This window comes from Roseovarius aestuariivivens (assembly GCF_004761875.1).
Lineage (GTDB): Bacteria > Pseudomonadota > Alphaproteobacteria > Rhodobacterales > Rhodobacteraceae > Roseovarius > Roseovarius aestuariivivens.
This window is the reverse complement of the sequence record NZ_SJEY01000004.1, coordinates 307,946-325,885: the sequence shown is the minus strand read 5'-3', so window position 1 is coordinate 325,885 and position 17,940 is coordinate 307,946. Positions and strand designations below refer to the sequence as shown.

Annotated in this window: 20 protein-coding genes; 12 read left to right on the top strand and 8 right to left on the bottom strand. The window is 62.5% G+C overall.

Annotated features, from left to right (window positions below):
- Positions 1–25: 25 nt before the first annotated feature.
- The 3 genes from EZV60_RS09120 to EZV60_RS09110 form a co-directional block, all read right to left on the bottom strand.
- Positions 26–1,048, bottom strand: a complete 1,023-nt coding sequence (locus EZV60_RS09120) for an alpha/beta fold hydrolase (protein ID WP_135504632.1) — start codon at positions 1,046–1,048, stop codon at positions 26–28.
- Positions 1,049–1,178: 130 nt separating this feature from the next.
- Positions 1,179–1,700, bottom strand: coding sequence for a hypothetical protein (locus EZV60_RS09115; RefSeq protein WP_135504628.1), 522 nt, complete (start codon positions 1,698–1,700; stop codon positions 1,179–1,181).
- A gap of 210 nt (positions 1,701–1,910) precedes the next feature.
- Complete coding sequence (locus tag EZV60_RS09110; RefSeq protein WP_135504624.1) at positions 1,911–2,156, bottom strand: accessory factor UbiK family protein; 246 nt, start codon at positions 2,154–2,156, stop codon at positions 1,911–1,913.
- 97 nt (positions 2,157–2,253) lie between these two features.
- On the opposite strand from EZV60_RS09110, the gene lgt reads away from it, so the two are divergent.
- From lgt to EZV60_RS09090, 5 genes are all read left to right on the top strand, one after another.
- On the top strand, positions 2,254–3,144 hold the full coding sequence (gene lgt, locus EZV60_RS09105; protein ID WP_135504622.1) for a prolipoprotein diacylglyceryl transferase: 891 nt from the start codon (positions 2,254–2,256) through the stop codon (positions 3,142–3,144).
- A complete protein-coding gene (locus EZV60_RS09100; RefSeq protein WP_135504620.1) occupies positions 3,141–4,208 on the top strand; it encodes a class I SAM-dependent methyltransferase in 1,068 nt (355 codons plus the stop codon). The genes lgt and EZV60_RS09100 overlap by 4 nt, the downstream gene beginning before the upstream one ends.
- The gene (gene pgeF / locus EZV60_RS09095; RefSeq protein WP_135504616.1) at positions 4,205–4,960 is read left to right on the top strand and encodes a peptidoglycan editing factor PgeF; all 756 of its coding nucleotides are present in this window, start codon (positions 4,205–4,207) and stop codon (positions 4,958–4,960) included. The genes EZV60_RS09100 and pgeF overlap by 4 nt, the downstream gene beginning before the upstream one ends.
- Before the next feature lie 288 nt (positions 4,961–5,248).
- The gene (locus EZV60_RS19450; RefSeq protein ID WP_280952575.1) at positions 5,249–5,377 is read left to right on the top strand and encodes a hypothetical protein; all 129 of its coding nucleotides are present in this window, start codon (positions 5,249–5,251) and stop codon (positions 5,375–5,377) included.
- Between the two features lie 296 nt (positions 5,378–5,673).
- Positions 5,674–6,450: a Hint domain-containing protein gene (locus EZV60_RS09090; protein WP_135504613.1), complete on the top strand. Its 777-nt coding sequence runs from the start codon at positions 5,674–5,676 to the stop codon at positions 6,448–6,450.
- Between the two features lie 15 nt (positions 6,451–6,465).
- Here the strand turns inward: EZV60_RS09090 and EZV60_RS09085 are convergent, their stop codons facing one another.
- Positions 6,466–6,966, bottom strand: coding sequence for an Lrp/AsnC family transcriptional regulator (locus EZV60_RS09085; RefSeq protein WP_135504609.1), 501 nt, complete (start codon positions 6,964–6,966; stop codon positions 6,466–6,468).
- A gap of 321 nt (positions 6,967–7,287) precedes the next feature.
- On the opposite strand from EZV60_RS09085, the gene EZV60_RS09080 reads away from it, so the two are divergent.
- On the top strand, positions 7,288–8,085 hold the full coding sequence (locus EZV60_RS09080) for a VWA domain-containing protein (protein WP_135504605.1): 798 nt from the start codon (positions 7,288–7,290) through the stop codon (positions 8,083–8,085).
- Between the two features lie 71 nt (positions 8,086–8,156).
- On the opposite strand, the gene EZV60_RS09075 is transcribed toward EZV60_RS09080, so the two are convergent.
- Positions 8,157–8,510: a hypothetical protein gene (locus tag EZV60_RS09075; RefSeq protein ID WP_135504602.1), complete on the bottom strand. Its 354-nt coding sequence runs from the start codon at positions 8,508–8,510 to the stop codon at positions 8,157–8,159.
- Between the two features lie 155 nt (positions 8,511–8,665).
- Between EZV60_RS09075 and trxB the strand changes: the two genes are divergently transcribed.
- The 4 genes from trxB (at position 8,666) to EZV60_RS09055 (ending at position 13,374) form a co-directional block, all read left to right on the top strand.
- Positions 8,666–9,661 carry a thioredoxin-disulfide reductase gene (gene trxB, locus EZV60_RS09070; protein ID WP_135504600.1) on the top strand — a complete coding sequence of 332 codons (996 nt, stop codon included), beginning with the start codon at positions 8,666–8,668 and terminating at the stop codon, positions 9,659–9,661.
- A 225-nt stretch (positions 9,662–9,886) separates the two neighbouring features.
- On the top strand, positions 9,887–11,962 hold the full coding sequence (locus EZV60_RS09065; protein ID WP_135504598.1) for a bifunctional sulfate adenylyltransferase/adenylylsulfate kinase: 2,076 nt from the start codon (positions 9,887–9,889) through the stop codon (positions 11,960–11,962).
- Between the two features lie 217 nt (positions 11,963–12,179).
- Positions 12,180–12,566: a lysozyme inhibitor LprI family protein gene (locus EZV60_RS09060; RefSeq protein ID WP_245306254.1), complete on the top strand. Its 387-nt coding sequence runs from the start codon at positions 12,180–12,182 to the stop codon at positions 12,564–12,566.
- Positions 12,567–12,705: 139 nt separating this feature from the next.
- Positions 12,706–13,374 (top strand): hypothetical protein, encoded by a 669-nt coding sequence (locus EZV60_RS09055; protein ID WP_135504596.1) that lies wholly within the window; start codon positions 12,706–12,708, stop codon positions 13,372–13,374.
- Here the strand turns inward: EZV60_RS09055 and EZV60_RS09050 are convergent.
- Positions 13,347–14,249: a glycosyltransferase family 10 domain-containing protein gene (locus tag EZV60_RS09050; RefSeq protein ID WP_135504594.1), complete on the bottom strand. Its 903-nt coding sequence runs from the start codon at positions 14,247–14,249 to the stop codon at positions 13,347–13,349. The genes EZV60_RS09055 and EZV60_RS09050 overlap by 28 nt on opposite strands.
- A gap of 238 nt (positions 14,250–14,487) precedes the next feature.
- On the opposite strand from EZV60_RS09050, the gene EZV60_RS09045 reads away from it, so the two are divergent.
- Entirely contained in the window at positions 14,488–14,979 is a 492-nt protein-coding gene (locus EZV60_RS09045; protein WP_135504592.1) for a flavin reductase family protein, read from the top strand.
- A gap of 112 nt (positions 14,980–15,091) precedes the next feature.
- Positions 15,092–15,715 carry a hypothetical protein gene (locus tag EZV60_RS09040; RefSeq protein ID WP_135504590.1) on the top strand — a complete coding sequence of 208 codons (624 nt, stop codon included), beginning with the start codon at positions 15,092–15,094 and terminating at the stop codon, positions 15,713–15,715.
- A gap of 133 nt (positions 15,716–15,848) precedes the next feature.
- Here EZV60_RS09040 and groL read toward each other — a convergent pair whose 3' ends face one another.
- Together groL and groES are read right to left on the bottom strand one after the other, a co-directional pair.
- Positions 15,849–17,492 carry a chaperonin GroEL gene (gene groL, locus EZV60_RS09035; RefSeq protein WP_135504588.1) on the bottom strand — a complete coding sequence of 548 codons (1,644 nt, stop codon included), beginning with the start codon at positions 17,490–17,492 and terminating at the stop codon, positions 15,849–15,851.
- A 58-nt stretch (positions 17,493–17,550) separates the two neighbouring features.
- The gene (gene groES, locus EZV60_RS09030; RefSeq protein ID WP_135504586.1) at positions 17,551–17,862 is read right to left on the bottom strand and encodes a co-chaperone GroES; all 312 of its coding nucleotides are present in this window, start codon (positions 17,860–17,862) and stop codon (positions 17,551–17,553) included.
- Positions 17,863–17,940 lie beyond the last annotated feature (78 nt).

Genomic DNA, 17,940 nt, shown 5'->3' with positions numbered 1-17,940 from the left:
GAAGACCCGCGTCGCGCAAGTGGAGTTAGTCCGTGGCCAAAAGATCCCTGACTGCCTCCCGCAAGGCCGTCTCATCCGGGGCGTGCCATGTGGGATTGCCGGCACGATGCCCCCAATCGGAATCCAGAAGACGGAACGTGGCGTTCGGCATCCGCGCCGCTTCCGCCTCTGCATCTGTGGCGCGGAAATAGAGATCAGTCCGCGACGGCATCATGATCGTGCGGGCCTTGATCGCCCCGAGAGCCGCATCGAGATCGCCGTTGAACACGAAATTGTCCGAGATATCCGAGGCGATCCAAGTGGCGATACTGGACAAAAGGTCATGCGGATCGCGGCGGATATAGAGCGCCTCCCAAAACCGCACGAGGAAATCCTCGAGCGAGGCATAGCCTGCCTGTTCATAAAGACGTTGACGGTAGAACGCCTGTGACATGGCCCAGCCCGCGTAGATCCGTCCGAAGGCGCGCAATCCACGCACCGGATGACGGGTGAACCGCAAGCCGTCCCACGCCGCATCCGTTTGCAGGGCGGCGCGCAGCCCCTGCAAGAAGACGGCATTGTGCACCGAGGTCCGCGCCGTCCCGCAAACCGCACAGATCCGCGCCACCCTGTCTGGAAAAAGTGCGCCCCAGTGCAGAGCCTGCTGCGCACCCATGGACCAACCGTAGATCAAGGCCAGATGCCCGACGCCGAACATTTCCTCGAGAAGGCGCTTCTGCGCGTGCACATTGTCCCAATGCGTGAAGTCCGGACAGCGCTCTGGCCCGAATGGCGAGCCGATATTCGATGGCGAGGTCGACAACCCATTGCCCAACATATTCGGGATCACGATAAAATAGCGCTCGGGATCAAGGACACGGCCCGGCCCGATCAGCCACTCGGTGTCGTAATGCTGCGCGCCATAGGAGGTGGGGTAGAGGATCACGTTGGAGCGATCCTTGGCCAGAATCCCGTAGGTCTTGTAGGCGATCCGCGCTGTAGGGAGTGTCATACCGCGTTGGAGCGCAAAATCGGCAAACTCGAAAATCTCGTAATCGGGCGATGTCATCTGATGGCCCTCCCGGCGCGGTTCCTGTCAATGCCAGGGCTAGCAGACCACGCGCGCAGACAAAGCGCCAACGAAAATGGCCGCCCCGCAGGACGGCCATGATCTTCATTCGGTCAAAATTCAGGCAATATTAGCCTTTGGATTTCTTGCCGGTTTTCAGCGCGTTTGCGAACTGAGCTTTCGTCATGTCGACGGTCACGCCGTTTTCGCCAACCATCAGGTTGTCCATCCGAACACCGGCGCGCTCCACGGCTTTGTCGTCTGCGCCTTCCATCTCGCCGTCGAGGTCGATAATGGCCAGCGAACCGCTGGAATCCGTGCCGGTATAGGTCCCGAGTAGCTCGCCGTCCTTGCTGTAGACTTCCGCGTCGCCGGTCAGCGCGGCGTCGAGCTCTGCCGAGATGTCGCTTGCGGCATCATAAGCATCCTCGGCCACGCCGCCCACGGCATCGACGCCGGCCTGCGCGGCATCGGTCGTGCTTTCGCCGATGGCGTAAACCGTATCGCCGACCTCTTCCGCGACGTCGCCGGCCTGGGTGGAAACGCTTGCCTCGGCGTCGGCCTCGGTCTTCGTGTCGCTCGCGGCCATGCCCACGGCGGGCACGGACAGCATTGCGGCCAGGGCAATCGCGGATGTGAATGTCGGTTTCATGAAGAGTCCTCCTTCGTCGTCTTGCGGGCCACTTCTGCCCGCGTGAATGTCAAAGAGGAATGCGGGGAGTGCGGCAGACGTTCCTGAAGGATCCCATCACAGCCGCCCGCCCTGTGGGGTCAGCGGCAGCCCGCCGATGTCGCGGTTGGGCCTGCGCGGCATCCCGCCGCCTGCCGCCACGTCAGATGGACCTGAAAGGCCCAGCGCGCGTTACTCGGCGCCCTTTTCCAGCGCATCGAGCCGTGCCTTCAAGGCTTCGTTTTCCTCGCGCGCCTTCTGCGCCATGGCGCGCACGGCGTCGAATTCCTCGCGGGTCACGAAATCGCGCTCGGCCAGCCAACGGTCAATCATCGACTTCATCGCCGTCTCGGCCTCGGACTTGGCGCCCTGCGCCACGCCCATCGCGTTGGTCATCAGCTGGCTCAGATCGTCGAGCACTTTGTTTCTGGTCTGCATGGTGTCGCTCCGGCGTTGCGTTTCTGTATCTTATATGGAGATCACGGTGCGTGCGGGCAAGGTTGACTTGCCCCGAGGCCACGGGCAAGAGGCAGACATGCAGGCAGCGATCCGATTTCCCGACATTTCCCCCGAGCTTTTCTCGATCTCGATCTTCGGGGCGGAGTTCGCCCTTCGGTGGTATGCGCTTTCATATATCGTCGGTATCATCATTGGCTGGCGGCTTGTGGTGATGGCCACGCGACGTCCGGCTATCTGGGCCGGGAACACGCCTGTGATGCACCCCGACCAGGTCGAGGATCTGGCCACCTGGGTCATCCTTGGTGTCGTGCTCGGCGGGCGGTTGGGGTTCGTGCTTTTCTACCAACCTGGCTATTACCTTGCTAATCCGGGCGAGATCCTGATGGTCTGGCAGGGAGGTATGTCCTTTCACGGCGGTCTTTTGGGCGTGATCACGGCCTGTGTGCTGTGGTCGTGGCGGCAGGGTATCGCGTGGCTCTCGGTGGCCGATGTGCTTTGCATGGCGACGCCGGTCGGGCTTTTCCTTGGCCGGGTCGCCAATTTCATCAACGGCGAGCTTTGGGGTCGGCCCACCGATCTGCCGTGGGGTGTGATCTTTCCGGGCGCGGCGGCGCAGGACTGCGCCGGTCAGGTCGCGGGCTTTTGCGCGCGCCACCCCTCGCAACTCTATGAGGCGCTTCTGGAAGGGCTTATTCTCGGGGGTGTCCTGATTTATCTGGCTTTTCGTCGCCGAGCCCTGGCGCGTGTAGGTTTGATCACCGGACTCTTTTTTACCGGCTACGGGCTTGCCCGGTTCGCGGTGGAATTCGTGCGGCAACCGGATGCGCAGTTCGTCAGCCCCGGCAATCCTCTCGGCCTTGCATGGCACGTGAACGGCTGGGGCCTGACCATGGGGCAGATCCTTTGCCTGCCGATGATCGCCTTCGGAGTCTACATGATCGTTCGGGCGCGAAGACGCGCGGCATGACCGCGCTTTCCGATATCCTCGCCGCGCAGATCCGCGCCAGCGGCCCGATGCGCATGGACGCCTTCATGGGTGCCTGCCTGATGCATCCACAGTACGGCTATTACATGACACGCGACCCTCTGGGCGCCGGTGGCGATTTCATAACGGCCCCCGAAATCAGCCAGATGTTCGGCGAGCTTCTGGGCCTTTGCCTTGCGCAGGCGTGGATGGATCAAGGACGACCCAGCCCCTTCGCCCTGGTGGAACTGGGGCCGGGGCGCGGCACGCTTATGACCGATCTCCTGCGTGCCGCGAAGGGTGTCCCGGGCTTTCACGAAGCGCTGACGCTCTACCTCGTGGAGGCCTCGCCCGTGCTGCGTGCTCGCCAAGCAGCGGAACTGGGCGAAGACCGCGCCACGTGGCTGGAGCGGGTCGACGACCTGCCCGATCTGCCGACATTTGCCGTAGCGAACGAGTTTTTCGATGCGCTGCCTATCCGCCAACTTATCCGGGCAGACGAAGGTTGGCGCGAACGTGTTGTGGGAGAGCGTCGGGGCGCGCTTGTGGCGGGTCTGGAGGATGTGAAGTCTGTCCCCGCCCTGGCGCACCGACTTGCGGACACAAAAGATGGCGACGCGGTTGAGCTATGCCCGACCGCCCCCGCGGTGATCGAGGCGCTCGGCACCCGCATCGCGACACGGGGCGGCACGGCCATCGTCATAGACTACGGCGACTGGCGCTCGCTCGGCGACACGCTTCAGGCCGTGCGTGCGCAGGCACCCGTGCCGTTTCTCGAGGCGCCGGGCGAGGCTGACCTGACGGCGCATGTAGACTTTGAGGCTTTGGCCCGCGCGGTACCCGAAGGCTGTCATCACAGCAAGGTGACGCCTCAGGGCATCTTTCTCGAACGGCTTGGTATCACGACCCGGGCGCAGGCGCTTGCACAGCATCTGTCCGGGACCAAGCTCGATGCGCATGTGGCCGCACATCGACGCTTGACCGCGCCGGGTGAAATGGGGACGCTCTTCAAGGCAATGGCGCTTTATCCCGAGGGCGCCGCGCCGCCGCCGGGGCTCGATCCATGACGCTAGAAATCCTGACCGACAACCGACTTGCGCCGCTTCGCCACGGTTTTTTCACCCGAAGGGGCGGGGCATCCTCTGGGGTCTTCTCCGGGTTGAATTGCGGCAAGGGATCCTCGGATCTGGCAGAAATCGTGTCGATCAATCGCGGCCGCGTGGCCAAAGCGATGGATGTCGCACCGGATGCTTTGGTGACCGTGCACCAGGTCCATTCATCCGACGTGGAAATCGTTGAGGGCCCAAAAGACGGTAAGGCCAAGGCCGACGGCATGGTGACCGCGACACCGGGCTTGGCGCTTGCCGTGCTGACGGCAGATTGCCAGCCCGTGCTCTTCGCAGACGCCGAGGCCGGGGTGATCGGCGCGGCGCATGCGGGCTGGCGCGGCGCGCTTGATGGGGTGCTCGAAGCGACGGTCGCGGCGATGGAACGGCTCGGCGCCGAGGCGGGACGGGTCCGGGCGGTGATCGGGCCATCGATCAGTCAGAGCGCCTATGAGGTCGGGCAGGAATTCCTGGAACGGTTTCTGGACGACGATCCGGAGAACCACCGGTTCTTCGTCAATGGTGAGAACGGCAAGTATCACTTCGATCTGCCGGGCTATGGCGTGCACCGGCTGCGGCGGGCAGGCGTGGGCGAGGCGGGCTGGACACGGCACTGCACCTACGCGGACCCCGAGCGATTCTATTCATACCGTCGCACCACGCACGCGGGCGAGGCGGATTATGGACGGCTGATTTCCGTCATCCGGCTCTGATTGCGGCACGAACTGGGCAATCCCGATCACGAGATTGCCCCAATTCCTGAAACAATCCCGGACCGCTTCGCGTAACTGTTGCTGAAAGCCGAATAATATTGCATTTTTTCAGGATGTTACGAGATTCCACAGCGTGGAGCCCATTCGCGCCGGAAAATTTCGAAACTTCATGAAAGTTTTTATACAGTCGCCAAATCTTGGCCCCAAACCAGCGCGATACTGACCTCAGAAACAACAAGAACACCGCGACACGCGGCTGAGGCAGACAAGAAAACGAAAGGAATCATCATGAAGAAGCGTTGGATGAAATCGGTGATCGAAACGAGCAAGTCGGACATGCCGGCCCTGCCCTTTCACCGCGGCGTGCGTTATGCTGCACGCGTCGCGCCGGTCAGGGCCGTTCTGAAAACAGCCTGAGCCGTTCAGCCGGGCAAACCTGGACCAGAATTATGACAAAGGCCGTCCCGTCGGGGCGGCCTTGTTGATTCGAGATGAGCGGTGAGAGAATGTGGCGAAGTTGAGAGGCCGCGAGGAACAATTTGTACAAATTGTACAATATTGTTCCCCCCGTTTATACAAATTGTACATGAATTTGACGGCTTTCCGGCGCCATGGCTAGCTGACATCGTGACAGTTTGAAATCCGACATCATTGCGCTGTCGTCGTCGGTGGGGGCCGGCGCGGCCATGGTGAGCGCAAACAGGTGATGTGACATGGCCCCCCTCTCCCTGGCCGCCGACAGACAGGCGGCTGACCCGGATCAGGAGACACATGCGAAGATCGTACCGGTCGACGCGCAGTTCGCCGGGCGCGCGCATCGGGCGATGCGAAAATTCCAGATCGCGTTTCTGCGTAAGGACGGCACCCCGGACTGGACCGAGCAGATCGGACCCGCCGCACCGTTCTTCGAAGCCGCTTTCTCCGCCTTTTGCCACGGCACATTGATTACGACGCCACGCGGTCAGATCGCCGTGCAGGATCTCGATCCCGGTATGAGCGTGTCGACCGAAACGCGCGGCCCGATGAAAGTTCTCTGGATCGGGTCGATGACGCTTGTTCCGCAGGCGCTTGGGGTTGACCAAGTGGCCTGCCGTCTGACGCGGATCATGCCCGACGCCTTTGGCCTTGGCAAACCGGAGGCCAATCTGCTGGTCGGTCCCGGGGCGCGGATCCTGACGCGGCCGCGCGGGCACGATCTTGGCCTGGGCCGCGAACGAATGCTGGTTCCGGCGCGCGATCTGGCCGATGGCGTCAACGTGGTCGAGATCGCGCCGCCACGCCCGGTCACGGTTTATCACATCGCGCTGCGCCGGCACGCGGTGATCCGGGCCGCCGGGATCGAGACGGAAAGCTTTCACCCCGGGATGGGCTTCGAGCGTCACCTCGGACCGAACCTGCTGACGCTTTTCCTGTCGCTGTTCCCGCACATCGAGACACCGGCCGATTTCGGAACGACCGCGGTGCCGCGGCTCGATCTTCCGATTATCTGAACGTGGGTGCGCGCCTCAGGCGCTTTTGCTCAGCCGCTCTTCGAGAATGTCGAAGGGAACGCCCGGTTCATCCTTGGCGCCGCGGATCACCAGCGATGTTTTGACCGACGCCACATTATCGGCGGCGGTCAGTTCGCCGGTCAGAAACCGCTGGAAGGTCGACAGATCGGGGGCCACGCATTTGAGGATGAAATCCACTTCGCCGTTGAGCATGTGGCATTCGCGCACGAGCGGCCAGTTGCGGCAGCGGGTTTCGAAGGCCGAAAGGTCGGCCTCGGCCTGGCTTTGCAGACCGACCATGGCGAAGACCTGCACCTCGAAGCCAAGCTCGCGCGGGTCCACATCGGCATGATAGCCACGAATATAGCCCTGTTCCTCGAGCGTGCGTACACGGCGCAGGCAGGGGGGCGCGGAAATGCCGACCCGGCGCGCCAGTTCGACATTGGTCATCCGCCCATCCGCCTGAAGCTCGGCCAGGATCCTGCGATCAATGTCATCAAGGCGGGGATTCGGCATGATTCGCTCCAATACGGGACAATTTCCGAAAATTATATCAGCCGCCCGATCCTGCGCAATAATATTTCAATAATACGAAATATAATTCTGAGGATTGCTCTGCCCTGCATTGCAAAGACACCGAGTTCGGGAGAAAGTGGAGAAATAAGGTTAACTTTACGGCATTTCCGTGTTATGTTTCATCATGCTTAGGGCGCAGCTTTGCGTCTTCTGGATTTGTGGACGAGTGATTGTTCGCCCTTGGTAATTTCAAGTTGGAGATCGTCTTACAGATATCTCCTGTCAATTTCGCAACCATTCTTAACGATTGGGGGGACAAAAATGTTCAAACATATAACCAAGGCAACCGCGATCGCCTCTATCATGGCACTAAGCGCGGTAGGCGCGAACGCTGCGACTTTTGATTTAGCGTTCCTGATGGATGAGTCAGGAAGCGTTGCTTCAAGCGATTACACTGCTGCTATGGACTCACTGGCAGACGCGCTCGAAGCGTCGCTTGCAAACAATCCGGACACCTACAACGTGAAGGTGATCTCCTTTTCGAGCGGTGCAGCTGTTGTCGCATCAGCTTCAATCGGGCCCAACTCTTCGTCTGCAGATATCAAGACAGCGTTGGGCGATGACATTCGCGATGACGCCTACTCTAGCGGCAATACCTGTTACTCTTGCGCCTTCGGTCTTCTGGGATCATCGACAGGCAGTGCTGGTATCATTAACATGATGACCGACGGCGAACCCACTTCTGGCACAACCTCCTTGAGCGGCCTGCAAACGATATTGAACGGTGTTCGCGGTGACGGCTGGGACTCGCTGAGCTTCGAAGCCGTCGAAAACTTCGGTGGTGCGCCGAACAGCAATTTCTTGTCAGAGCTTGCTTTCGACACGGCCGGCACCGGCCTTCAACCGATCATCCAAGATGAAAACCTCATCACGAACCCGCTAAGCAACGCCTTCGTTCTAGAGGTAAGCGGTTTTGGTTCCGCCTATGATCAGGCGATCAGCAAAAAAGTCCAGCGGATCGCGAACCCGATCCCGCTGCCGGCCGGACTGCCTCTGGTTCTGACAGGCCTCGGCTTCTTCGGTGCATTGCGCCTACGCAAGCAAAAGCGCGCTGCGTGACGCATAACCTCTGAGGCGATAGAATCAGGATCGGCCTGCCATCGAAATTGGCGGGCCGTTCTTTTTCCGGACTACTCCGACGTTTCTTTTGCGAGCGAGATCAGTTGCTCGGCCTCATTCATCCAGATTGCCAAAGCCTGTTGTACGCTTGCCTTAGGCAGCTTGTCATGCGCGTCGGGCGCCTCTTCGGGGATCGCGCTGGCGTCTGTCCAGACCCATGCGCCGCAGGGCTTGCGCCCATCGCAGGCCGCCTTGCCTTCCTGCGCCAGCGTCTCGGGCTGCAAACCCTCGGGGCAGAGCAGCATCGTGACCATGCCATTTGTGCCTTTCAGTTCACAAACCGGGGCGTAGTCTTCGTCGGCCAGCGCCGGCGCTGTGGCCCATGCGACACAGGCTATGGCCGTCCATAAACGTGTTGCAAACATAACTTTCACCTTGAATTCACTTTTATCGTCGTAAGACTAGCAGAAATCAGACGTAATGTGGAGATATCCTGCCGGGTCGGGTCTGGCTTGCGGGGGTCTTGCCCGATGCGCACTCACGCTATATGCGGGATCCGTTCTGGATCGGAGGATAGCCAATGACAGAAACTCGCCACACAAAATGTCTTATCATCGGGTCCGGCCCCGCCGGATATACCGCCGGGGTCTATGCCAGCCGCGCGATGCTATCGCCGATCCTCGTGCAGGGGATCGAACCCGGCGGGCAGCTGACCACCACGACCGAGGTCGAGAACTGGCCCGGCGACACCGAGGTGCAAGGGCCCGACCTGATGGTGCGGATGGAAGCACATGCCAAGGCGATGGGCTGTGAGATCATCGGCGACATCATCACCGCGCTTGACACCGACGCGCGGCCCTTCGTGGCCACGGGCGACAGCGGCACGACCTATACCGCCGATGCGGTGATCCTGGCGACCGGGGCCCGGGCCAAGTGGCTTGGCCTGGACAGCGAGGAGGCGTTCAAGGGCTTTGGCGTTTCAGCCTGCGCGACCTGCGACGGGTTCTTTTATCGCGGCGAGGAGATCGTCGTGGTCGGCGGCGGCAACACCGCCGTGGAAGAGGCACTTTTCCTGACCAATTTCGCGTCGAAAGTGACGCTTATCCACCGCCGCGACGAACTGCGCGCGGAGCGTATCCTGCAAGATCGCCTGTTCAACAATCCCAAGATCGAAACGCTGTGGTTTCACGAGCTCGATGAGGTGCTGGGCGAGGACAACCCGAAAGGCGTGACCGGCGTGCGCGTCAAGCACACCAAGTCGGGCGAGACGCAGGAGATCCCATGCAAGGGCGTCTTCATCGCCATCGGCCACGCGCCGGCCAGCGAGCTGGTGAAAGGCAAGGTGGAGATGCATCACGGCGATTACGTCAAGGTCGAGGCGGGGAGCACCCGCACCTCGATCCCCGGGCTTTTTGCCGCCGGCGATCTGACCGATCACATCTACCGGCAGGCCGTGACCAGCGCCGGGATGGGCTGCATGGCCGCGCTCGATGCCGAAAGGTTCCTGGCCGAGCACGGGGCGATCTCTGAGACGCCTGAGCCGGTGCGCCACGATGAGGCCATCGCCGGAGAGTGACCTGCAGCCCCCCGGGCCGGACGAAGCAGACCAGCGGCGCCCTTTGCGGCGCCGTTTTTCGTGCGGCAGCCACCCCGCCGACCAGCGAACCACGGAAATTTTCGCCGCAAAAGCGTGATGTTCACGCCACAGGCCGCCCGGTCTGCCAGGATCACCGGGTTTTGGGGTTTCGCGGCAAAAGGATTTATGTGATTTGTTCACGCGTGAACGCATACTGAGTCGCCCATGACCGTGACTGCACCCTTCCCGCGCGGCGAGGACGAAGATCAGCTTTTCCGGCTGCTTCGCCAGCTCGACCAGGCGCCCGACGCATCGCAACGCTTCATCGCGTCCGCGATGGGGGTTTCGCTTGGCCGGGTCAACGCGCTGTTGCGGCGCGCGGTCGATGCGGGGTTCGTGCGTATCGGCGACCGCGAGGGGCCGGACCGGCGCCAGCGCTTCGCTTATGCGCTTACCCCGCGCGGCGCGGCGGAAAAGATGCGCCTCACCGACCAGTTCCTTGCCCGGAAATTCGCCGAGTACGACGCTCTGCACGCAGAGCTGACCGGCACCACCAGTGGATTCAATCCCTTTAAAAACAGGACCAAACTCGTGCAAAACAATCTTGCCCCGATCCCTGAGCTATATGTCTCTTACGAGTCTTCCCAGAAAATGAAAGTCGAGGCGGCGGACCTGACGAGTTGGGACCTGACCCTGCGCCAGATCTGCGATCTCGAACTTCTGATGAACGGCGGCTTCTACCCGCTCAAGGGCTTTATGAGCGAAGCCGACTACGACAGCGTCGTGGAGAAGATGCGGCTGGCCGACGGCTCGCTCTGGCCGATGCCGATTACCCTTGATGTCAGCGAGGCCTTCGCCGACTCGATCGAGCTGGGCCAGGACATCGCGCTGCGCGACCAGGAAGGCGTGATCCTGGCCACCATGACCGTCACCGACCGCTGGACGCCCGACAAGGCGCGTGAGGCCGAGAAGGTCTTTGGCGCCGATGACAGCGCGCATCCGGCGGTAAACTACCTGCACAATACTGCCGGCAAGGTCTATCTTGGCGGGCCGGTTACCGGCATCCAGCAGCCGGTGCATTACGATTTCCGCGGCCGCCGCGACACGCCCAACGAATTGCGCGCGTTCTTCCGCAAGATGGGCTGGCGCAAGGTCGTGGCCTTCCAGACCCGCAACCCGCTACACCGCGCACATCAGGAACTGACCTTTCGCGCCGCCAAGGAAGCGCAGGCCAACCTTCTGATCCATCCCGTCGTCGGCATGACCAAGCCGGGGGATGTCGATCACTTTACCCGCGTGCGCTGCTACGAGGCAGTGCTGGACAAGTATCCGCAATCGACGACCACGATGAGCCTCTTGAACCTGGCGATGCGCATGGCCGGCCCGCGCGAGGCGGTCTGGCACGGGCTGATCCGCCGCAATCACGGCTGCACGCATTTCATCGTCGGCCGCGACCATGCGGGCCCCGGCAAGAACTCGGCGGGCGAGGATTTCTATGGGCCCTACGATGCCCAGGATCTGTTCCGCGAGCACGAAGAGGAGATCGGCATCGAGATGGTCGATTTCAAACACATGGTCTATGTGCAGGAACGCGCGCAATACGAGCCGATGGACGAGATCGAGGACAAGGACAATGTCACGATCCTCAACATCTCGGGCACCGAGCTGCGTCGCCGCCTGCAGGAAGGTCTGGAGATTCCGGAGTGGTTCTCGTTTCCCGAGGTGGTGACAGAATTGCGCCGGACGCGCCCGCCGCGGGCCAAGCAGGGTTTTACCGTGTTCTTCACCGGTTTCTCCGGCTCGGGCAAATCCACCATCGCCAACGCGCTGATGGTCAAGCTGATGGAGATGGGCGGGCGTCCGGTGACGCTGCTTGACGGCGATATCGTGCGCAAGAACCTCAGTTCCGAGCTAGGCTTTTCGAAGGAGCACCGCGACCTCAACATCCGCCGGATCGGCTATGTCGCGTCGGAAATCACCAAGAACGGCGGTATCGCCATCTGCGCGCCGATCGCGCCCTATGCGGCGACCCGCCGCGCGGTGCGCGAGGAGATCGAGGAGTTCGGCGCCTTCGTCGAGGTGCATGTCGCCACCTCGATCGAGGAATGTGAACGCCGAGACCGCAAAGGGCTCTACAAGCTTGCGCGCGAGGGCAAGATCAAGGAGTTCACCGGGATTTCCGACCCTTACGATGTGCCGGAGAACCCTGAACTGCGCGTCGAGACCGAGAATGTCGATGTCGACAACTGCGCGCACCAGGTGGTTCTGAAGCTTGAGCAGATGGGCCTGATCGCGGGCTGATCGCGGAGCACGAACGATTGAGGGCCGCCCCTTGCCAGGGCGGCCTTTTTCATGGGCGGCCTTTGTCGGTCAGGAGGAACCCCGCCCGAAAGCGCCTGAACCCGCAGGTGGGTGCGAACCGCAAGCCAGGTGGCGACCGAAGACTGTTCAGGCGGTCAGATCTTCGGTATGCTGGCCGCTATTGATTCAAGGATTTCAAGCCATAAGGAGCCCGGTCGTGAAACGCCTGATCGCATCTTTCGTTCTGTTTGTCGGCCTGCCCGGCCTTGTCCTGTCCGATCCGGCAACGGAATGCGGCGGCGGCAGCCAGATCGAAATCGGCGACTGTGTCGCCGACACGCTGGACCGCGTCGACGCAACGGTCGAGATCTATCTTGGCTTTGCGATGAGCTCTGCCGAAGAGCTGGATGAGGTGACGGGCAGGCCCGTTTCTGTCCCGGCGCTGCAGGCCGGGCAGACGGCGTGGTCGGCCTATCGGGATGCGCATTGCGAGTATGTCGGGACGACGTTCGGGGGTGGTTCGGGGACAGGTATCGGGATCAACACCTGCAGGATCGAGCTGGGCCGGGACCGCGCAGAAGACTTGATGCGCTACGTCCGGTGACGTGCTTGCAACTGACGGTCTCGGGACAGTTGCCCGGACTGGAGGCGACATGATCCGCCGAAAGCGGTTGCGCGACGCGCGTCTTTGACCGCAGGCCGGATGATCGGCACCGGATAGCAGGCTCGCTGGACTCTCCCGCATGTACGCGATTTCCCTCACCTCCATTCCGCCCCGCCTTGCGCGTCTTGGCCCGGTCCTTGAAAGCCTGCGCGCACAGGAGCCCGCGCCAGCCGCCATTTTTCTGTGCCTGCCTCGGCGCTATCGCCGATATCGCAGGATGGGCAACCTGCCCACCTTCCCGTCTGGGGTGTCAGTCCTGTGGTCCGAGACGGATTTCGGCCCGGCGACCAAAGCGCTTGTCGCCGCGCGCCACCTGCGCGGCTCCGGCATGCGGCTTCTATATTGCGACGATGACTGGATCCACCCGCGCCATTGGGCGGCAGCACTTCTTTCCGGCGACGCCGGCTCCGCCACCAGCGGTCAGACGTGGGACATCGACCGGATCGGTCGTGTGGGCACAGGGTGCGACGTGGCGCAGGGCTTTGCCGGTGTCTCGGTCGCGCCCCGCTGGCTCGCCGGGGCGGAGTGCAACCCGCCGGACGCCGCCTGGCCGGTCGACGATATCTGGCTATCGGGTCAGTTTGCCCGTCAGGGTATCGCCGTCAGCAAGGCCCCTGCGGCGCGGCGCGGCATGGTACCCGCCTATGACGACGCGCACGCGCTGCAGGCCGGACCGCGCGACGCACAGAACCGGGCCTGCGCCTTAGTCCTGCACGACCGTTACGGGGTCTGGCCGGCGCGGTCCTGACCCGGCGGGCCAAGAATTGCGTCGGCTGCGCGCGCGAAGATATCGGCATAGGACGCCGCCTGCGGCACCGCGCGGGCAAGACCGGGCAAAAGGCTTTGGTAGCGTTCGGGCGAGAGGTCGTTCAGCGCGGCACGGATCGCCGCCCCATCCTCGCAGAGCACCATTCCCGAGGTGTCCATGAACTCGCCCAGATTGGGACAGCCCCAGTAGATCGGCACGGTGCGGCACAGCACGGCATCGATCAGTTTCTCGGTGAAATAATTCGGCTCGCGCACGTTCTCGATCACCACGGAAAAGCGGTAGGGCGCAAGACCGTCGGACTTGAGCGCGAACGGCTTGTAGCCGCCGCCCATGACGTCGACATCGAGCCCGTGATCGGCGATATGCGCAGCGGTGTCGTGGCGCAGCGCATGGCCTTCGAGGCTGCGCTTGGCCGAGGCGATGAGCGAACAGGCGCGCGTCTTGGTCAGGTCGAGCGCGGTCCAGTCCCCCACCCAGGTGCAGCCCAGAGGAAAGAGAATACCGTTGGGCAGGGCCGAGAGCAGCCCGGGATTGGATGTCAGCACGCGGTGAAACCGGCGATGCGTGAGACGCAGAAGCGCCATGTGGCGGCCATGGATCGCGCGCGGCTCCAGCACCATCACCGAAAGCTTGGCCGGTGTTCCGGTCCAGGGGCGAAGATGCAGCGCGTCGGTGGTAAAGACGACGAGATGATCGTCAGGCGTAAGATCGCGCAGCGTCTTGTGCGCACCCTGCAGGCGGGCCGGACGCCCGCGCGGCCAGACCAGCGCATCGAGCGCCACCCGCCCGGGACGCAGACGCGGCTTGACGTGGTGCGGCATGATGGCGATGGCCGGGGAGGGATCTGCGGGCATAGTGGTCTTCGGATTGAGGGTGTTCCTTGCTTAGGAGGAATGCCGGCAGGGGGCAATGCCGGATCGCGGCGGCACAATCGCGCCCCTGCCCCATTGCCGGTGACGTGCCTGCCGCTATATACCGATCACGCGCCGGCGGTACCGCGAAGTCCGGTCCGTGCACATTCGGGAGACAGATCGCATTGACCCAGTCACAGGGCCTTTTCTTTTTGGCCATGCCATCGCGGACGGCGGTGCCATGAAGACGGTCCGCGACGCCTTCATCACGGCCATGCGCCAGGTCGCCGCCACGGTGACTGTGGTCACGACGGATGGCCCGGCCGGCAAGGCCGGCGCCACGGTGAGCGCCTTCACCTCGCTGTCGGCGGATCCGCCCTCGGTGCTGGTGTGCCTGAAGGCCGACAGCAGCATTGCGCGCGCGGTCGAGGCCAACGGCGCCTTTGCCGTCAATATCCTGCCGGAGGACGCGGTCGACGTCGCGCGCCGCTTTGCGGGGATCTTCGATGCCGAAACGCCCGACCGGTTTGCCGGGATCACGGTGACCAACACCGAGTTCGGTCCGCTGCTGCCGCGTGCCACCGCGTTCACATGCAGCCTCACGCACCGCCATGTGCATGGCAGCCACGCGATCTGCATCGGCAACGTTGTGGGGATCTCGGATGCCGGGGAAAAGCCGCTGACCTATATGAGCGGCACGTTCCACATCGTGCGTCCGAAAGATCAGGCCTAGCGGCGCACAGAATCGGACCCGATCAGCCTTTTTCCCGCGCCACACGCGCCAAAGTTATGCCCGGATTCGTCTTTAGCGATCTTTACGAACGCACCTGACAGGAGCCGGAACAATGGCATGTCTGCAAAAAGCGGGACCAACGCAATGGCGCACCGTATCCTTGCGCCCCACGGCCACGGGTTTGACGGCCCGTGAACGTTTCGACCGCTTCAAGGTCGAGGCGGTGACGGAAATGAGCCTGCGGGCCGCCGGGGTATTGATGGTGGCCGCCGCGATCCTGCTATGGTTTCTCGTACCCGCGCATGAAAGCGCCGGCACGTTGGTGTCGCATGGCGCTTTGGGGTCGATCATGGCGGCAGGCGGTCTGGCGGTGTTCGCGTATGGCACGCGCGGGTTCCGGCGGCAGATGAGCCTTGACCTGCAGGAGGGCACGCTGTCACTCACCAAGATCAACATCAACGATCAGGCCCGTGTCGCCCGACAGATCAATCTCGGCGAAATCGAAAGCGTCTTTCTTAACCGTCCGGCGATGCCCGGCGGGCTGGCGACGCTTTTGGTGCGGGTGACCGGTTCGTCCTCTCCCGCGATTGCCCTGACCGGAATTACCGACGAGATCGAGACCGTGCATCAGCAGCTTTGCGCGGTCATGAAGACAGCGCAGCGTGACGCCGCGCCGAAGCCGTCGCTGCGGCTGCGCGACCGGCCCCCGCCCAAGCGCAAGCTGTTTTCGGCCTGACCACACCAGCGCACTGCGCGCGAAAAAGGGCCGCCCCGATGGGACGGCCCTGTTTGTTTGCGGTGCGGAACCCGGGAGGCCGCCGATCTGAATCGAAGGCCTGCCGGGCGATCGGTTTCGCGGATGCGAAACCTTACATCATGCCGCCCATGCCGCCCATGTCGGGCATGCCGCCACCTGCGCCTGCACCTTCCTTCTGCGGACGGTCAGCGACCATCGCTTCGGTGGTGATGAGCAGGCCGGCGATCGACGCGGCATCCTCGAGCGCGGTGCGCACGACCTTTGCGGGGTCGATGACGCCATAGGCGAACATGTCACCGTACTCTTCGGTCTGGGCGTTGAAGCCGAACTTCGGATCGTTCGATTCACGGATCTTGCCCGCAACGACCGAGCCGTCGACGCCGGCGTTCTCGGCAATCTGGCGCAGCGGTGCCTCGAGCGCGCGGCGCACGATGGCGATGCCGTTGTTCTGGTCGGTGTTTGCGCCTTCCAGACCTTCCAGTGCCTTGGCGCCCTGCACGAGGGCGACCCCGCCACCGACAACGATGCCTTCCTGAACCGCAGCGCGGGTGGCGTTCAGCGCGTCATCGACGCGGTCCTTACGCTCTTTCACCTCGGTTTCGGTCATGCCGCCGACGCGGATGACGGCAACGCCGCCGGCCAGCTTGGCAACACGCTCTTGCAGCTTCTCACGGTCGTAATCCGACGTGGTGTCTTCGATCTGCTGACGGATCTGGCTGACACGTGCTTCGATTTCGGACTTTTCGCCAGCGCCGTCGACGATGGTGGTTTCGTCCTTAGTGATCTGAACCTTCTTGGCCTGGCCAAGCATGTCCATGGTCACGTTCTCGAGCTTCATGCCCAGATCTTCCGAGATCACCTGGCCGCCGGTCAGGATCGCGATGTCCTGCAGCATGGCCTTGCGGCGGTCGCCGAAGCCCGGTGCCTTGACGGCTGCGATCTTGAGGCCGCCGCGCAGCTTGTTGACCACGAGGGTCGCCAGCGCTTCGCCTTCGACGTCTTCCGCGATGATCAGCAGCGGCTTCTGGCTCTGGATCACGGACTCGAGCAGCGGGACCATCGGCTGCAGCGACGAGAGCTTCTTCTCGTGCAGCAGGATCATGCAATCATCAAGCTCGGTCGTCATCTTGTCGGCGTTGGTGACAAAGTAGGGGCTGAGGTAGCCACGGTCGAACTGCATGCCCTCGACGACGTCGGTCTCGGTCACGAGGCCTTTGTTCTCTTCGACGGTGATCACGCCCTCGTTGCCGACCTTCTGCATCGCGTCTGCGATCTGCTGGCCGATCTCGGCTTCACCGTTGGCGGAAATGGTGCCGACCTGGGCCACCTCGGCGCTGTCCTCGACCGGACGGGCGGCGTTCTTGATCGACTCGACGACCTTGATCGTGGCGAGGTCGATACCGCGCTTGAGGTCCATCGGGTTCATGCCCGCGGCCACGGCCTTCATGCCTTCTTTCACGATGGCCTGAGCCAGCACGGTGGCGGTGGTGGTGCCGTCGCCGGCCTCGTCATTGGTGCGGCTGGCGACTTCTTTCACCATCTGCGCGCCCATGTTCTCGAACTTGTCTTCCAGTTCGATTTCCTTGGCGACCGACACACCGTCCTTGGTGATGCGGGGCGAGCCGAAGGATTTGTCGAGAACCACGTTGCGGCCCTTGGGGCCGAGGGTCACCTTGACCGCGTCGGCCAGGATGTTGACGCCTTTGAGCATCTTGTTGCGGGCGTCGGTGTTGAATTTCACGTCTTTAGCAGACATTTCAGTTGCTCCTGATGTCTTGGAAAATTGCGGATGATTACTGGATCACACGAGGCGTTCAGGCGGCTTTCGCGGCCTTGTCGTTCTCGATGATGCCCAGGATGTCGCTTTCCTTCATGATCAGCAGCTCTTCGCCGTTCACCGTGACCTCGGTGCCCGACCACTTGCCGAACAGAATGCGGTCGCCGGCCTTCACGGCCATTTCGATCAGCTCTCCGCTGTCCTTGCGAGCGCCGTCCCCGCAGGCAACGACTTCACCTTCGCTGGGCTTTTCCTTGGCGCTGTCGGGGATGATCAGCCCGCCAGCGGTTTTTTCTTCGCTTTCCACGCGACGTACAAGCACGCGGTCATGCAGCGGTTTGAATGCCATGTCTTTGGCTCCTTGGCTCAAAGTTTCCTCCTGAGACCGCCCGGAACGCGGCACGGTCCCGTTAGCACTCACGAGAGT

Coding starts and splice junctions, on each gene's coding strand:
- trxB (WP_135504600.1), top strand. CDS start 8,666: ATGACAGAAACTCGCCACACAAAATGTCTTATCATCGGGTCCGGCCCC.
- EZV60_RS09085 (WP_135504609.1), bottom strand. CDS start 6,966: ATGCCGAATCCCCGCCTTGATGACATTGATCGCAGGATCCTGGCCGAG.
- EZV60_RS09080 (WP_135504605.1), top strand. CDS start 7,288: ATGTTCAAACATATAACCAAGGCAACCGCGATCGCCTCTATCATGGCA.
- EZV60_RS09110 (WP_135504624.1), bottom strand. CDS start 2,156: ATGCAGACCAGAAACAAAGTGCTCGACGATCTGAGCCAGCTGATGACC.
- EZV60_RS09050 (WP_135504594.1), bottom strand. CDS start 14,249: ATGCCCGCAGATCCCTCCCCGGCCATCGCCATCATGCCGCACCACGTC.
- EZV60_RS09055 (WP_135504596.1), top strand. CDS start 12,706: ATGTACGCGATTTCCCTCACCTCCATTCCGCCCCGCCTTGCGCGTCTT.
- EZV60_RS09115 (WP_135504628.1), bottom strand. CDS start 1,700: ATGAAACCGACATTCACATCCGCGATTGCCCTGGCCGCAATGCTGTCC.
- EZV60_RS09120 (WP_135504632.1), bottom strand. CDS start 1,048: ATGACATCGCCCGATTACGAGATTTTCGAGTTTGCCGATTTTGCGCTC.
- groL (WP_135504588.1), bottom strand. CDS start 17,492: ATGTCTGCTAAAGACGTGAAATTCAACACCGACGCCCGCAACAAGATG.
- EZV60_RS19450 (WP_280952575.1), top strand. CDS start 5,249: ATGAAGAAGCGTTGGATGAAATCGGTGATCGAAACGAGCAAGTCGGAC.
- EZV60_RS09090 (WP_135504613.1), top strand. CDS start 5,674: ATGGCCCCCCTCTCCCTGGCCGCCGACAGACAGGCGGCTGACCCGGAT.
- EZV60_RS09045 (WP_135504592.1), top strand. CDS start 14,488: ATGAAGACGGTCCGCGACGCCTTCATCACGGCCATGCGCCAGGTCGCC.
- pgeF (WP_135504616.1), top strand. CDS start 4,205: ATGACGCTAGAAATCCTGACCGACAACCGACTTGCGCCGCTTCGCCAC.
- groES (WP_135504586.1), bottom strand. CDS start 17,862: ATGGCATTCAAACCGCTGCATGACCGCGTGCTTGTACGTCGCGTGGAA.
- EZV60_RS09065 (WP_135504598.1), top strand. CDS start 9,887: ATGACCGTGACTGCACCCTTCCCGCGCGGCGAGGACGAAGATCAGCTT.
- lgt (WP_135504622.1), top strand. CDS start 2,254: ATGCAGGCAGCGATCCGATTTCCCGACATTTCCCCCGAGCTTTTCTCG.
- EZV60_RS09100 (WP_135504620.1), top strand. CDS start 3,141: ATGACCGCGCTTTCCGATATCCTCGCCGCGCAGATCCGCGCCAGCGGC.
- EZV60_RS09040 (WP_135504590.1), top strand. CDS start 15,092: ATGGCATGTCTGCAAAAAGCGGGACCAACGCAATGGCGCACCGTATCC.
- EZV60_RS09075 (WP_135504602.1), bottom strand. CDS start 8,510: ATGTTTGCAACACGTTTATGGACGGCCATAGCCTGTGTCGCATGGGCC.